The sequence below is a fragment of the Treponema sp. SP13 genome, from assembly GCF_050938355.1.
Classification (GTDB): Bacteria; Spirochaetota; Spirochaetia; order Treponematales; family Treponemataceae; genus Treponema_D; species Treponema_D socranskii.
The window spans coordinates 15,164-31,062 of sequence record NZ_JADOVM010000002.1; the positions used below are offsets into that span (position 1 = coordinate 15,164).

Annotated in this window: 11 protein-coding genes and 1 pseudogene; 9 read left to right on the forward strand and 3 right to left on the reverse strand. The window is 48.4% G+C overall.

Features of this window, described 5'->3' with window-relative positions; all coding sequences use genetic code 11:
• The first annotated feature begins 117 nt into the window (after positions 1 to 117).
• The 5 genes and pseudogenes from IZU26_RS04175 (at position 118) to IZU26_RS04195 (ending at position 6,540) form a co-directional block, all read left to right on the forward strand.
• A complete protein-coding gene (locus tag IZU26_RS04175) occupies positions 118 to 1,512 on the forward strand; it encodes a DUF3943 domain-containing protein (RefSeq protein ID WP_433277034.1) in 1,395 nt (464 codons plus the stop codon).
• Complete coding sequence (locus tag IZU26_RS04180; RefSeq protein WP_433277036.1) at positions 1,509 to 2,960, forward strand: DUF3943 domain-containing protein; 1,452 nt, start codon at positions 1,509 to 1,511, stop codon at positions 2,958 to 2,960. The genes IZU26_RS04175 and IZU26_RS04180 overlap by 4 nt, the downstream gene beginning before the upstream one ends.
• Positions 2,961 to 3,248: 288 nt before the next feature.
• A complete protein-coding gene (locus IZU26_RS04185) occupies positions 3,249 to 4,010 on the forward strand; it encodes a leucine-rich repeat domain-containing protein (RefSeq protein WP_433277038.1) in 762 nt (253 codons plus the stop codon).
• Positions 4,011 to 4,181: 171 nt separating this feature from the next.
• Positions 4,182 to 4,655 (forward strand): annotated as a pseudogene (locus IZU26_RS04190) (Rpn family recombination-promoting nuclease/putative transposase); the annotation flags it as partial.
• A 31-nt stretch (positions 4,656 to 4,686) separates the two neighbouring features.
• A complete protein-coding gene (locus IZU26_RS04195; protein ID WP_433277040.1) occupies positions 4,687 to 6,540 on the forward strand; it encodes a hypothetical protein in 1,854 nt (617 codons plus the stop codon).
• A 66-nt stretch (positions 6,541 to 6,606) separates the two neighbouring features.
• Here the strand turns inward: IZU26_RS04195 and IZU26_RS04200 are convergent, their stop codons facing one another.
• The 3 genes from IZU26_RS04200 to IZU26_RS04210 all read right to left on the reverse strand — a co-directional run bounded on the left by IZU26_RS04200 (position 6,607) and on the right by IZU26_RS04210 (position 11,572).
• Positions 6,607 to 9,312 (reverse strand): YidC/Oxa1 family membrane protein insertase, encoded by a 2,706-nt coding sequence (locus IZU26_RS04200; protein WP_433277042.1) that lies wholly within the window; start codon positions 9,310 to 9,312, stop codon positions 6,607 to 6,609.
• A gap of 92 nt (positions 9,313 to 9,404) precedes the next feature.
• Entirely contained in the window at positions 9,405 to 10,469 is a 1,065-nt protein-coding gene (locus IZU26_RS04205) for a glycosyltransferase family 4 protein (RefSeq protein ID WP_433277044.1), read from the reverse strand.
• A gap of 71 nt (positions 10,470 to 10,540) precedes the next feature.
• A complete protein-coding gene (locus IZU26_RS04210) occupies positions 10,541 to 11,572 on the reverse strand; it encodes an MraY family glycosyltransferase (protein ID WP_433277046.1) in 1,032 nt (343 codons plus the stop codon).
• Positions 11,573 to 11,787: 215 nt separating this feature from the next.
• Between IZU26_RS04210 and IZU26_RS04215 the strand changes: the two genes are divergently transcribed.
• From IZU26_RS04215 to IZU26_RS04230, 4 genes are all read left to right on the forward strand, one after another.
• Complete coding sequence (locus IZU26_RS04215) at positions 11,788 to 13,215, forward strand: LTA synthase family protein (protein WP_021330876.1); 1,428 nt, start codon at positions 11,788 to 11,790, stop codon at positions 13,213 to 13,215.
• 111 nt (positions 13,216 to 13,326) lie between these two features.
• Positions 13,327 to 13,962: a ribulose-phosphate 3-epimerase gene (rpe, locus tag IZU26_RS04220; protein ID WP_433277048.1), complete on the forward strand. Its 636-nt coding sequence runs from the start codon at positions 13,327 to 13,329 to the stop codon at positions 13,960 to 13,962.
• Positions 13,959 to 14,831 carry a tetratricopeptide repeat protein gene (locus tag IZU26_RS04225; RefSeq protein WP_021330870.1) on the forward strand — a complete coding sequence of 291 codons (873 nt, stop codon included), beginning with the start codon at positions 13,959 to 13,961 and terminating at the stop codon, positions 14,829 to 14,831. Before rpe ends, IZU26_RS04225 begins: the two co-directional genes overlap by 4 nt.
• A complete protein-coding gene (locus IZU26_RS04230) occupies positions 14,828 to 15,898 on the forward strand; it encodes a hypothetical protein (RefSeq protein WP_433277051.1) in 1,071 nt (356 codons plus the stop codon). Before IZU26_RS04225 ends, IZU26_RS04230 begins: the two co-directional genes overlap by 4 nt.
• The last annotated feature ends 1 nt before the right edge of the window (position 15,899 follow it).

Here is a 15,899-nt window from a genome sequence, read left to right on the forward strand (position 1 = left end):
AAAGATAAAAACTTTTTTGTACGTATAAATATCATTTTATCACGGATCGCCGTTTCAATCAATAAAATATCCGTCATTTACAGAGAACGTTTTTTATGATACAGTACAGCCGTATTTATGAAATTCGTCTGCGTCTTTTTATTGCTTTTTTGCATACTTTCTGTACCGTGCCGCACGGAAGAGGGTAAAGCGGACATCGAAACCGAAAACAGTGTCGTCTTTGCAAAGCCCGGGCTGCGCGGCTTTTTTATCGCATCGACGGAAATACTCGGCGTAAACTTCGCCGTAAACGCATTCGACAGCATCGTACTCAATGCGGATTTTGCGAAGACGAATCCGTCGTTTATGTGGAAGCATCTTTCAAGCGGCGAGTGGGAGTTCGATCAAAGCTCTTTTGCCGTCAATCAATTTGCGCACCCCTATGCCGGCTCTCTCTACTTCAACGCGGGAAGAGCAAACGGTTTTAATTTTTATCAAAGTTTTTTGTTTTCGGCCGGCGGCTCTCTCTTTTGGGAACTGTTTATGGAAACGAGCCTGCCTTCGATCAACGATATGATCGTAACGCCCTTTGCGGGAGCGCTTTACGGAGAGATGCTGCATCGTCTGTTTTTGTCGACGAAGGGACGGCTCAAACCGCTTTCGTGGTTTATAAGCCCTCAGGATGCGTTCAACCGCTTTGTAACGGGAACGAAAGCTCCCGAAGTGTCCGGAGGAGTTGAATCGCTCGAACTCTTTTTCGGTGTCGATCTTTTTTCGAATTTTATTAAATTTTCCGATACCTACGATAATGCGGGCGGCATCGATGTCCCCGTTTTTGCAAGCGGCATAAAGGCCGTCTACGGCGATCCTTATGCTCACAAAACCGAAGCTCCCCTCGATCAGTTTACGCTCGATCTTTCGATTGCGGGATTTATCGACTCATACTGTTTGAGAGTTTTTGCGAACGGGCTTTTGTATTCGATTCCGATATTGGCCGAAGGACGCTCGAAGTCGACTTTCGGCGTCGAAGCGGTCTACAATGTCATTTTCGCATCCGATACACACTACGCGACGGCCGCAGGCGGCGCGGGAATCAAGCAGCTCATAGCGTCTGTCGATGAAAAGTGGAGTTTCAAGTGGGAAGCCTTTGCCGGATGGGATATCATCAATGCGACTGAAAATAATTATTATATGAAAAAACTGACAAATTATAAAAAAGATTCGAAGCGGACTTACGATTATTATACCGGCGCGTATGCCAGACTCGGAATAACGATCGAAAACAGGCGATTCGGTATATTCCAAGCATCGGTAAACGGTGATTTTTTATTTAAATTGCCGGACGGAAAAAGCGGATACGGAGGAGCGCTCTTTGTGCAGTATGCCGACATACGCTACGAACATGCGCTTTGGAAAAATTTTTCGATCGGAGGTGCGGATTTTATATATCACAAATGGAATCTCTACGGAGATGTTCCGCACGTCGAATTTATTTCAAACAACGTACGGCTGTACGGAAAGGCGGTTCTATGAAAAAAACGATACGGCTTGCGGCTTGTGTACTTTTATTGTGCGTTTGTGCGGCTCTTTACGCGCAAGAAAATGCAGGCGATGTCGTTGAAGCCCAAACGATCGATTTTACCGAAAAGGCTGAAAGCGATTTCGGAAAGGCGGAATTTACTGAAGCCGATTTTCGGCACGGCGCGATCGCCGCAGGCGAAGTCTTTTCATTCAATATCTTCGTGACGACATTTAATCGAATTGTCACGCGATCGGAATTCGCGGATATTTCTCTTGCTACGATGGGACACAATATCACGCATCCGTGGGTGTGGGATCAGGACGAATTCGAAATAAATCAAATCGGCCATCCGTATCAGGGATCGATTTATTTTGCGGCAGGCAGAGCGAACGGTTTTAATTTTTGGCAATCGTTTGCGTTTGCGGCCTTCGGCTCGCTCATGTGGGAATATACGATGGAAAACGAGCCGCCATCGTTCAACGACTTTATCCATACTCCGATCGGCGGAAGCTTTTTGGGCGAAATGTTCCATCGCATCTACCTTTCGCTCGACGATAAGTATCCCTATCTTTCATGGATCGCAAGCCCGCAAGCCGCTTTCAACCGGCTTCTCACCGGAGAAAAAGCGCCGAGAGAGGAAGGCGGGATCGAAGCGTTTTCACTGCGCCTTTCAATCGATCACATCGACAGCGCGTTCGGTTTTTCCGATAAAGCTTATAAAGACGACGGCTACCGCAATGCAGTCTCCGGCGGAATCGGTTTCGACATCTTATACGGAAACCCATACGTGCGCGACGTAAAAAAGCCGTTCGAACGGTTTACGCTTTCGACCGATGCGAGTTTTGACGGAAATTATTACGACATAAAAATATTTGCAGACGGCTTTTTGCGCTCGTGGGTTTTTGAAGCGAACGATGCCGTTGCGACGACGCTCGCCCTCGATCTTTCGTACGATTTTATCATGGCGACGGATTTGAATTATCAAAACAATTCGTTCGGTTTTTCGGTTCGTCAAAGACACGCTTTGCCGCACAAGTGGACGATCGAGTGGAAAAGCGGCATAGGCGCAACGTACTTGGGCGCGTCGGATTATTATTTTAATCTCAAAGCGAACAAGCGAAAATCGAAATACGACGGAAGCGAACAGCGCCTCTACGATTTGGGAATCGGCGGAAACGCAAAGGCGGGATTTAAAGCGGCGAACCCTTGGGCGGGAACTTTTTTTCTCGACGGAGCGTTCAGTGCGTTTTATACGATACCCGGTTCCGCTCCTCCCGAAGGTTCTTCGGGCTGCAATCTCATCTGGTACGGAAACGCAGCCTACGAACACTGCGTGTATAAAAATTATTATGCGGGACTGTCGTTTTTTTTGTATCAAAAATTCGGCTTTTATAACAAGGGGTCCGACGTCTTTCAAACGACAAGCGATTGGAAACTGTACGTAAAGCGTTATTTTTAAAATCGCTCGAATAAGTCGTGAGTCGAAAAACGGCCAAGCCGTTTTTCTTTTGTCAGAGACGCTCGCAAATCCTGCGCGGGGAACTTCGCGCTCTGCGCTCGTTGCAAGTTGCGCACTGCTCGGATTTGCTCGCTCTTGTCAATTTTTATTATATGCCCTATACTTAAGCTATGAGAGAGCGTATAATACAGCAGTCCTCCTAAGACCTCTCCCCACCTTTTCACGTCGCTTAGGGGCAACGCCTCTAAATAAAATTACAAGGGATTTATTCCCATAAAGGGGGTATGTATGACAAAGTTTACAAACAACAGAAAGGCACCCAGTACCTTCAAGAAGTTGGGAGTCGTGGCACTCTTCGCAGCCACAACGCTAACGCTTGCAATATTCTTCACTGCTTGCAACCAAACAAGCGGAGGAGAGGGCGGAAAGCCAACTATCGAAGGCGTTGCTGTACTCACACTTGACCCCAACCGACTCTACATCGATGTCACGGCAATAACTTCGGACGGTTCTGCCATTAAGGTGGAAGGCTGCAACGAGACAACGCTCAAAAGCGACACAGAAGCCAGACTAACCGCAACAGGCACAAAGGTTGTCCTTAAAGGCAAAATCACCGATCTGCTCTGTTGCAACAATAAGCTCACTGAGCTTAACGTGCAAGGTTTAACCTCTTTGCAAGGGCTTGACTGTGGGGGCAATCAGCTCACCAAGCTCGACGTACAAGGCTTAACTGCATTGCAAAGTCTTTTCTGCTACGACAATCAGCTCACCGAGCTTGGAATGCAAGGCTGTACTGCCTTGAAAAGGCTTGACTGTTATAGAAACAAGCTTAATGCCCAAGCGATGACAAAGATATTGAATGCATTGCCGGCTCGTAGTGCAGGCGATGATGGAGAGGCTATTCTTTACACTGAGTTTGCGGGCTTTAACGAAGGCAACTGCAAGGACTTAACCAATCCGCCCGAACTGAATGCAGCCTTTGAAGGTGCAAAGGGGAAGAACTGGATGGTACGAAAGCAAGATACAGGCGGAAGCTGGGTAGACATTTAAGGTAATTGATGATGGGTAATGGGTAATTGCACATTACCCATTACCCATTACCCATTGAAAAGACATCGGTCACTTTTAAAATCCTTTAACCTGTGGTATAATATACATAGAGGGTTAAAAAGTGCGTAAAAGTTTTGACGAACTGACGATTGCCGATGACTTTATGTTTTCTACATTATTTTCGTCTGTTTGTTTGACGCGATAGGAAAAGGCAAACCCCTTTACACGTTCGAAAACATTTGCCTTGAAGACAGGCAAACGCTCTTACAGGACGGGGCAAAGAAAGTTATAATCAATGCACAAGCGTTTAGACAAGCCGAAGACACGGAGCTAAAAGCTTTTTTGGAATACTTGAAAACAGGTAAAACAAACACGGAATACACAGGGAGGATAGAAACGATGATACAGGCAGTAAAACATAACGAACAGGCACGGCAGGAATACCGCATAATGTCGGCATTTGAAATGGACGCTCGGGAAGAGGGAATACAGCAAGGCATACAACAAGGTATCCGGCAAGGCTTTTCCGACGGCTCGTACCAAAAAGCTCTTGAAACAGCAAAGATACTAAAACAGCTCGGCGATTCCGTTCAAAAGATAATGCAGGCCACCGGCCTTACCAAAGAAGAAGTGGAAAGCATTTGAGAATGACACATTCTGAGTGTAGGGCGTAGTTATGGATACGGCAAACAGAAAATATAAAGACTCGGTGTTCGTCGACCTTTTTTCCGAAGACGAAAAGGCTAAGGAAAGAAATAATAACGATATGACAAGCGTAAAAAAAATCTGCACGCTGTGCGTTCTCTTATCGATTTCGCATTTTTGTTTTGCGCAAATCCACAGTTCTCAGCAGCTCATTCCGTCGGAGCACTGGATATACGACGCCCTGTATATGCTCAACTCGGAATCGGGAAGAACATCCCTTGCGGACAACGCGCCCCTTTCAGCTGCGGAAATCAAAATGTATATGGCCGATATCGATGAAGACGCTCTTTCGACATCGGGAAAAAAACTCTATGAAAAAGTGCAGCGTTTTTTGAAGCGCGATGCGTTTTCGCTGAAATACGGAGACGTTGCTTTCGGTTTCAATCTGATCGCAAAACCGTCTCTCATGTACAAAAGCTCGGGCGATATCGATTGGACGTTTGCGACCGATTATACCGGACACGCGGGACCGAAACCCTACGGTGCCGCATCGTCGTTTATCGGAAGCGATGCCGCAGACCCCTTTGTCACGGTTCCGCTTTATCTTACGTTCGCAGACGCCTTCGTCATTGAAACGGATCCGTGCTTTGCCAAGAGCTTTTGGGGAATGTCGAACGACGGAAACGTTACGAATCTGCCGTACGATTTTCACGACTTCGATTTTTTGTGGCCGCGCAACGCTTACGGAAGCGCGGGTGCGTATTTTAACAAATGGGGCGTCAATGTCAATATCGCTCATCAGGGGATGCGCATCGGAAAAACGCAGACCGGCAGCATCATCTATAATTCGACATTCGAGACTGATGCCTACGTACAGCTCAACCTCTATTCGCCGCACATCAGATACGGCATGAACGTCGTCGAAATCGCGCGGGATAAATTTTTATATACGCACAGGATCGAAGCTTCTCCGTTCAAATGGATACGCGCCGGTGTTATCGAAGGAACGCTCGTCGCCCGTCCCTTTGAGTTCCGTTTTTTAAATCCGCTTATGATCATGCATTCGTTCGGCGCGTGGACGGAATATATCGGCAAAGAAGAAGAGCCGTATTACGGTGAAGCGTACGTCTGCGCATATATGGGAATCGATTTCGATATCGTGCCGTGTAAAAACGTGCGTATATACGGATTGTATGCGCAAAACGAAATACAGTCGGCGATCGAATTGGAGTCCGAGACCGGAAAAACCCTTCCCGACAGTTTCGGCGTGCAGCTCGGCGTAGAGCTGACCTTTCCCGAAAGCAGGGGCGGCTATTGGATCGCGACGACGGAAGCCGTTTATACGACGCCGTTTTGCTACGTCAAGCAGGGCGCCGAATGGTCGCTGTACCGCGAGCGCTTTAATATGCAGAGCAAGGGCAATACGCCGATTTGTTCGTGGATCGGCACTCCGTTCGGCCCGGACTGTATCGGAGCGCAGGCGAGAGTCGGCTACGTGCAGCCGGGCAAATGGTCGGCGGATTTCGAATACCTCTTCGTCGCGCACGGTACGAACTCGTTCGGCCTCTTCGGCAACGAAATCGAGATAGACGGTAAAAAATATTACAGCTATTATCCGTCCGTGCTGTATAAGATATATAAAAAAACGGGCGGCACACAGGGGCTTTCCGCTTCCGATGCCGCTTCGCTCGCACGCACCCACCGCCTTACGGGGATCGTGCAATATACGAACTGCATTACCCTAAAAGGAAACTATATTTTAAATAATCATTTTCAATTCGGTGCGCAAACTTCGTATACCTTTGTTTTTAACAATAAAAACGTGAGCGGCTCCTTTGCACACGGCGTCGAGCTCTCTCTTTCGTGCACCTATACGATGTTGTAACTCGCGTACACAGCGACTTACAACTCGTCGAAATCCCGAAAAAATCGCTAAAGGTGATTTTTTCGATCAGTGAACGCCCTGCTCCCAGTTTGCAGCGTCGAACATATCCTTTGAAATCGTATACCAGTCCGCATCGGGTACGCGGAATTTATTGATCAAATTTGCGCCCGGCTGCCAGTTATGCGTCAGTACGACGCCGGACGCTTTTTTTTCGTTTTGCGAAATCGGGACGATCGGTTTTTTTGTAAAGGGATTGATCGGATCTTTTACGATATCTTTCAACGCGATCGACGGCACGTCGGCGTTCGTCATAAAATCATGATTGATCGTCAAAGTTCCCGAAGCGTTGAAATCCTTTACGAGCAAAAGCGGGTGGAGGTGGTCGGGGTTGTACGACATCGGCCAGTCTGAGGGAAAGTCGAGCTTCTTGCCGTCCGACGTTCCGATACCGTGATCGGCTACGAGGATGATGCGCGTATTGTCGTAGCAGCCGTTCGCTTTTAAATAGTCGAACCATTTTCCGAGCAATTTCAAAGCAGCGACATTTCCGCCGATGCCGCCGAAATCCGCGATGGCTTCGGGGCCTCTGTCGGTTACTTTTGCCGCAGGCGTAAAGTCCGGTGCCTGCAGCGTTTGATTGGAGTGCGTCGTTTCGTTTACGATCATGCAGTACATATTCGTATCGGCGGTAAAATCGGTGAGTTCGGGCAAAAAAGCGAGTCCCGAATAGTAATCGATGAATTCCGTATTATCGTTTGTCCGGCTGTCCGACGACCACCACGATCCGTCGTCGTACACGCTGTCTCTCATGACGACGGGAACCGTTTTAAACAAGCTGAACCACACGAGATTGCGTTTGAGAGCGGTGCTCGTGATATTCGGTTTTACTTTGTCGGAATTTTGTTTTATCCAAAGGCTTGTGTATTTTCGCTCGGTGTTGATGCCGGTGATTTTTTCGTACGGATCGCAGATGCTCATGTCGGGAATCCAGCTGTAATTCGCCCAGCTCAAATCGGAAACCGTTGCCGTAAAATCGGACTGTTCGGTGAGTATGCGCGGCACGGTGAGCAGCGCTTCGTTGTGCTTGTCGACGAGTTTTTGATCTGCACGCCTGTTCATTTCGTAAGGCGTGTATTCGTAACCGCCGTAAAGCGGGGGCGCCCCGAGCAGCGTTCCTTCGTTATACGACACCGTGTTTTTGTACAGCGTAAAGCCCTCGAACTGATCGTATAATTCTGGGTATGCATCGAATATCGGTTTGACGTAGGCGTTTTCCGCTCTGTCGAGCATAAACGTGACGATGTTTAATTTATCTTTCGACAGGTGAAATACCGGTGTAACCGAAGACGCTTCTTCAACCGAATGCGCGATATCTTTTTTATACGATCGGTATGCGCTCTGTATTGAAAAAGCGTGAAAGATCGTTACGGCGCATTCTGCGATGAGGACGATCGATACGATGCCTTGTAAAATTTTTTGCCGTCCGAGCGCAACGACGACGATCGGAAAAGCGATGACTGCAAGCATCGCAAGGATGTTAATAATAATCAACAATTTCGGCGGCTGTGAAAGCGATGTCGAAAAAGTGATGAGGCGCGACAAGGTTCCGTAATCGCCCGAAAAGCAAAAAGTGTTGACGATACCTGCGATGAGCGCCGTCGTCAAAAAAAGCGTGATGAGCGTTTGTATGCGGGCCCTGAATAAAAAATAGATGCAGACGGGCCAAAAAACGCAGAGACCGAGCATCTGCATCGTCGACTCGAGCAAAAAAGCGAGCGGACTTCCGTAACCGTCGATGTCGGCGAATTCCACGGCTGAGGAATTGATAACGTAGGAAGGGATCACAAAGCCTGCGAGCACGCACAGCGATACTGCCGAAGCGATAAAAAGCGTAAAGCGCAGTTTTTTATCTTCGACGAGCGGGGAAAGCGCGGTATCGAGCAGACGCTGCAAAAATTTTACGACAAGCGGCGCAAAAAGCAGCAGCGAAAGCACGCAGGTAAGCAAAATCCGTTTATGCAATAAACCGTTATGTTTAAATAGCAAAAAATAATCGGCTCCTAAAATACAGGCGCACAGTATGACATACAGGACAAGGAGCGGGCGTTTTATTTTGTAGAAGATGTTTTTTACGAGCGAAAAGACGTTGTTCATCGTCCAGTAGAGGACGAGACCCGCCGGCGATTTGTACAGGAGAACGAGAAACACGAGCGCCATGCCGTAAATCTGCAGTTTGTCTTTGAGCTTAAAGCCTTTCGTATAGACGGCTCCCGCGACGATATTGATGAGCGTCATCGCGATCGGAAGCACGTTTACGGGAAAGTTTCCGATGCGGAAGAGAGCGTCTTCGGCTCCCATGTCGCGGATAAACAAAAAGTGTTCGCCTCTCAGTGCGGACAGGTTTGAAAGAAAAACGTAGGCTGCGATAAAAAACGGAATTTGAATTAAAAGACCGAACGAAGAGCGGAGCGCCATGAGCGGATGATAGCGGTGCTGTCGGTAATACGTCGAAAGCATCATGTATTGTTCGTCACCCGAAAAAACCGATTTGATGCGCTTCACGCCGCCTTCGAGCGCTTTTTCCGTATCGCGTTCGATCTGCTGCCATCGTTCGGCGACGATGTACAGAGGCAGGCAGAGTATCGAAACGGCCATGCTGACGCCTATAACTGAAATACCGGTATTTTTGAAAACATCGCCGAAAAATTTAAATGCGAATTCTATGATTTGATAGAGCGGATAGATGATAATCGTATAGAGAAAATGAGCCATACCGGAAAGTATAGCGTAAGGGAAAATATTTTTCAATGAAAGCGAATTTCGTATTCGACTTTTATCGTCTTGCAGCACCCCTGTCGATAGGGCTACAGGCTGTTGAGCGCGGCGTATAATTTTTTCGCGGCGTTTTCATACGTGCAGGCAGCGAGGATTTCATCGGGCGCGGCAACAGGCTGTGCAAGCAGGGAGGGAAGGTCGACGGCAGCGTTTTCCGGATCGATATAGTGCACGCAGTTTCGATAGATTTCCGGCAGACTCGCCGAGTTTGCGCAGATGACACATGTACCGCACGAAAGCGCTTCGAGCGGCGGTATACCGAAACCTTCGTAATACGACGGAAAGATAAAAGCGGTGCACGCTTCCATGAGCGCTTTTACTTCTCCGTCCGATACATAGCCTAAAAGCACGACATTTGAAAGTTTTTTCAGCGATTCGAGTTCTTGCGGCACGAGACCGCTGATCGCTTTTCCGCTGACTGCGAAAAGTTCGTCCTTATACTGTGCCGCATGAGATGCTATCCATGCGAGGTTTTTTCGCTTGCTCAAACTGCCGAGCGTAAAATAATAATTGTTATTTTTTAATTTCGGAAAACGCGTAAAGATGCCCGTATCGGATTGCACTTCCTTAAAATGCTCCCAACCGTTTTCGATGACGGCGATGCGGTTTTCGGAAACGCCGTAGACTTTTGCAATTCTCTCTTTGCTGAAATGCGACACGGTACAGACGAGGCGCGCATTTTTGCAGATGTTCCGGTAATGGAAGCGGCAATAGGCGGCGACGAGCTTATCGCGAAACGATGTAAAATCGTTCGGAAAGTCTTTTGCATATATATCGTGGATAAACGCGACGCCGCAGGTTTTGCCGAACGGCGCCGTATTTGAAAAATCGAGCGCAGCTGCGCCGTGCGTTCGGCACGCTTTTGCGAACACAAGTAAATCCCAAAGCGGAAAACTTTTGAGCGCAGTATCGGATTTAATAATTTTGATATGCGCGTATTCGGGAATGCGCTTTGCATTTGCCGGAACGAAAATCGATACGTCGTCGAATGAAGTGAGAAGCGCGTCAAGCCGAGCGCAGATTTCCCATGCAAAGCGTTCGATGCCGGTGAGATTTCGGCACAAAAAATTTCCGTTGATAAGAAACTTCGTCATCAATCCCTCGAAAACAAATCGCACGTACGGTTTTTAGCGGAAAATCTCGCACGGCGAAAAGTACGCTTTTTTTATTCGGATCGAGGGTGTCGTCGTTTATTGACCGCCCTATTTATAAAATGAATCATCGAAAAGAAAAAAATCATAAATGCGTATGCGATGGAAAGCAAAACAGTGCTCTGTGTTTTGTTTAAGTATATCGTAAAGCAAACCGCACTGCACAATATCGCTTGAATGGAAACGAGCGTAATCATTGCTTGTTTTGCGGTAAAACCGATATTGAGCAATTTGTGGTGCAAGTGCGCGCGGTCGGGAGTCATGATGGGACGGTGATCGCGAACGCGCCGCCAAATAGCGGCAATCGTGTCCAACATCGGAATCGATATGAGGACAAACATTATCAGCAATTTATTGAATTCAAATGGTTCCGAAGCAAAGCACAGCGGAGCTGTCGCTACGATGAAGCCTAAAAATTGACTCCCTCCGTCGCCCATAAAGATTTTTGCAGGCGGTTCGTTAAATAACAGAAAACCGAGTACTGCCGCTGCGATAAGCAAAAATAGTCCGGCAATCGGATTTGCTATTTTATGGAAAAGAATAAAAAGCGTAAGCGTCGTAAGGACAACAAGCCCCCCGCACAAACCGTCGAGACCGTCGATGAGGTTATACGCATTGACTATACCGATAATCCAAAGGATCGTAAACGGTATGCTTATCCAGCGCGGCAAGATGATGCCGAATATTTGCCGGTATTCGAAGCCTCCGTATATGACGATGCATGCGGCGATAATCTGTGCGATGAGTTTATATACCGGCGGCATAGCGCGAAGATCGTCCAGTATGCCGAACGCAAAAATAATGATGCCGGAAATAAAAATCGGAAGAAGGATCAACAGAGAAAGCCTTTTTAAAATAAGCGAATAGACGCATAGACTGATGTAATATGCGCTTACGATACCGATGCCGCCTAATCGCGGGATATTGCCGGAGTGGATTTTCCGAGCGCTTATCGGATCGTAGAGCCGATAGCGTTTACATAGGGCTATGATAAACGGGAAAGAGCAAGCGCTTAATACAAATGAGAGAACAGTTGAAATCCACATACGGTATATGATATCGCATAGAAGCGCCTTTTGCAATCCTTGTGAAATGTATCGATTTGCGCCTTATTGTACAGATCGCCGTTTTTTGCTACAGTAGCACAACGGATTTGTGATTCATGCGTAGAATATCAATTAAATTAATTATCGCCCACGTTTTATGTATCCTTGCAGTTGCAACATTATTTGCGCTCCGCTGGTCTCGCGTACAGTACCCGATGGATAACGCCTATGCGGTGTTTTTTGTCGTCGGTGCAAATATGAAAGGACACGATTCGGGTACGTTTTTATCGTACTTTAAAAGCGTCATCGTACCGGCAGGAAGCATATACGTTTTCGTTTTGCTCTGTAACTTTGCCCTTGCAAAAGCGTATAAAAAAATCAAAGGACGGAAATTCCGTTCCGTTTTGGCGGATGCGGATAAGTGTTTTGTGTTTGGCATTTCGTATGTGATTTTGGCCGCCGCGATAACCGTCGTAACGCTCCGCGCGTGGAAGTACGCTGAGATTTTATACGAAGTACATAAAACTCCGGTGCATTCCGATTTTTACGATACGCACTATGTCGATCCCGCATCGGTACGCATCGAGTTTCCCGAAACCAAGCGCAATCTCGTCGTCATCTTTATGGAATCGGTCGAGTCGTCGTTTGCGTCGATCGAAGAGGGCGGACTCTTTCGCGAAAACCTCATCCCCGGCATCACTGCTCTTGCAAAGGCGAATGTCAATTTCAGCCAAAACGAAAAACTCGGCGGCGGGGAAAACCTTGCAGGCACGTCGTGGACAGCCGCCGGCATCATTTCGAAGTTCAGCGGGCTTCCGTATTTTGCGCCCTTTGCCAAAACCGAAGACGGAAAACTCAGCTGTCTTCAAAGCGCCGTCGCGCTCACGGATATTTTAAGCGAAAACGGCTACCGTTGCCGCTTTGCTTTCGGAAGCGACAAACAGTTTGAAAATCGCGATATTTTTCTCGAAAATCACGGCGTCGAAATTCACGATATCCATTGGTATAAAGCGCACGGATTGATTCCCATGCAGTATCAAGTGTTTTGGGGATTCGAGGATCAAAAATTGTATCCGCTCGCCCGTCGCGAACTTGAAGAATTGGGAAAGGGCGATGAACCGTTTTTTTTCGGTATGCTCACCGTCGACACGCATTTTCCCGACGGTTACAAATGCCCGCTGTGTCCCGATACGGATAAACGGCAGGTTATGAACGTTATCCGCTGCGCCGATAAGCAAGTGAGCGATCTTATCGGCTGGATGGCAGGCGAGCCGTGGTGGAACAATACGACCGTCGTCATCATGGGCGACCACAATTTTCTCGTCGCTCCGCACAATAATTTTATTGTCGACGAAAGTCCCGTTAGAGGCGCAAATGCCGAGCGGCGCTGGCTCGACCTTATCGTCAATTCGGTTTTGACGCCGCCGCAATCCGTACAAAAAAACCGGCGCTTTGCCCCCTACGATATGTTTCCGACCATGCTCGAAAGCATCGGCTGTACGATCGAAGGCCGCGCTCTCGGCTTCGGCCGCTCGCTTTATTCGGGTGAAAAAACGCTCGTCGAAACGTACGGTGCCGAAAAAGTGAACGCCGAACTCATGAAGCGAACGGAGCAATACGAAGCGCTGAAAGAAAGAGGCTGAGGGTTTCCGTTTTAATATATGTTTTATAAAATAGTTTCCGGTACGGTCACCTGCCGCGATACATCGAAACGATAATAGACAGTTTGCCCGTATTCTGATATAATAGGTAAAATGAGTACGGTTAGGCTTTCTCCGTCGCTGCTTTCCGCCGATTTTGCGCATTTGGAGGCGGCGCTTAAATTTATCGAACAGAACCACAGCGGTTCCGTGCACATCGACGTGATGGACGGAAGCTTCGTGCCGCAGATTTCGTACGGGCAGCCGGTTATTGCTTCTTTGAGAAAACATACGAAGTTGCCGTTCGACGTACACCTCATGGTCGAACATCCCGAGCTTCAAGTCGATTCTTTTGCCGATTGCGGCGCCGACTGGATCACCTTTCATATCGAAGGGACGGTACACGTTCATCGGCTCATCGAGCACATCAAATCGCTCGGTAAAAAAGCGGGCATCGCGTTCGTTCCGTCGACGCCCGTTTCCGTGCTTTCCGAAATATTGCCCCTCGTCGACCTCGTGCTCGTCATGACGGTAAATCCCGGCTTCGGCGGACAAGCGTTGATTTCGTCGTGTGTGGGCAAAATCGAAGAGCTTTCGGCAATTAAAAAAGCGAAAAATTTTTCATTTGATATTTCCGTCGACGGAGGCGTCAATAAAGCGACGGCGCCTCTCGTGATCGGCGCGGGTGCCGACATTCTCGTGTCGGGTTCCGCGTTTTTTAAAGGCGAATTCGATTTGGAGTCGATATGATCGTCAGCGTAAAACGTTTTGCGTTCGTCCTTGCCGCTCTCGTTTTTTGTGCGGCAGCCGTTTTCTCCGCATCCCGTGAAGGACAGGCGGCTCTTGCTCAGGGCTGTGACGCATTTAAATCGAACGATTGGCATTCGGCGATGATTTCCCTCCGCAAAGCGGCGACCTATCCCGAAAACGATACGGCTGATACGCGCTATATGCTCATTGCGGCGGAAATGTATGCCGGAGCATATACGGAAGCGCTCGCCGACTGTGATTATTATTTTCGACGCTTTCCGGATGGGAAATACGCGTCGTACGTGCAGTATCAAAAAGGGAGGGCGTTTTTTTATCTCGGAGAATACGAAAAAGCGGTTTTGCTTTTGAGCGATTTTTGTCATCAGCATGCCGATCACGAAATGTACGCGTCGTCTCTGTTTTGGATCGCCGAATCCTTTTATGCTGGCTACAATTACGATGAAGCGCTTCCGCTGTACGAGCGCATCGTACGCGAATTTTCCTCCGACGCAAAAGCTCAAGCGGCAGAGCATCGCATCGAAGCGATCGCGCAGCGTACGCGCGAAGAAAAATTATTGTATCTCCTGAAAAAAACGGGCGAAGCGTATTTGGCGGCAAAAGAAGATTATGAAAAGCAGCTGCACATGTACGATGCGGTGAGCATCACTTCTTCGGGAAGCGAAAAAAAAGCGGCCGATCTGCAGAAGAAAAACGAAGCGCTTGCAGCGGAAAACGAACGCCTGCAGGCGGAGCTTGCCGATCTGCAAAACAGACTTGCCGCTCAAAAAGCCGAAGCGAACCAGCGCGTGCTTCGCCTCAAAGCGAAAGCGCGCGAAGTGGAAGCGCTGATGGGGGAGGGCGCACAGTGAACGGACGATTTTTTTTGAGAGGCGCCGTCTTTGCCGTTTGCTTCGTTTTATCGATGTCCGGAAATCTCTTTGCAAAAGAGGGGCCGCAGGCGAAGACCGTCACCGTATCTTCGGGAAGCGTAAAACTCGTACTTCGGGGCGAGAGAGGGACATTTCAGATATACGCGCTCGGAGAAGACGGAAGCGAAACGGCGGTTTTTTCCGGAGCGGACGCGTTTACATCGACGTATTTTTCGTTTCTTGCCGGAAAAAAAGAATACCTTTTAAGTTCGTCCGGCGGAGCCGCAACGGGGGCGAAAGCGAATCCCGACGGCGGGACGCTCGTCTATAAGCTGTACAAAATTGCGGACGTAACGGTCGATTTTTCGTTTGCAAGGTCTCCCGAAAGCCCTTTCGACGATATCGTAAAAGTGCGCGTTTCCGTCATCAATAAGGGGAAAAAGCGGAATACCTTTGCGCTCAAGGGCGTATTCGATACGGTGCTCGGAGAAAAAACGCAAAGGCATTTTTCGACGGCTGATATAAAATCGATCAATGCGGAAACGCAGTTTCACGATATGAGCGTATCCCGCTGGATTTTGTCGCAGGGGCAGGAAGCGGCCGTGCAGTTTTTATTGTACGGAGCGGATACGACAAAGATCGAAGAGGCGACGCTCGGCAATAAAGACGTGCTTTCCCTTCCGATGTGGTGTCCGGTTTTTGTTCCCGCCCGTTCTTTCGACAGCGTGACGTCGTATAACAATTCCGCGCTCGCCGTAAATTGGCCGAAAGCGGTGCTTGAAAGCGGGGCGGAAGCGAATATCGTTTTTTACATCGCGCTTTCCGCAGACGGGAATCCGCCCAAAGGAGAGGCGTATATCGCTTCTTTTGATAAAACACTTCCGGATGAAGCGGAAACGAAAATCGCGTCCGAGAGAGCCGTTCCCGAATGGAAACTCAACAAAGCATACGTCGACTCTCTTTTGCAAAGGATCCGGGCATTGAGCGATTACGATGATAATACGGACGAACTCGACGCGCTCAATGCGGAACTCGACGCGATCCTCGAGCAGCTGAGGCGGCAGTAAG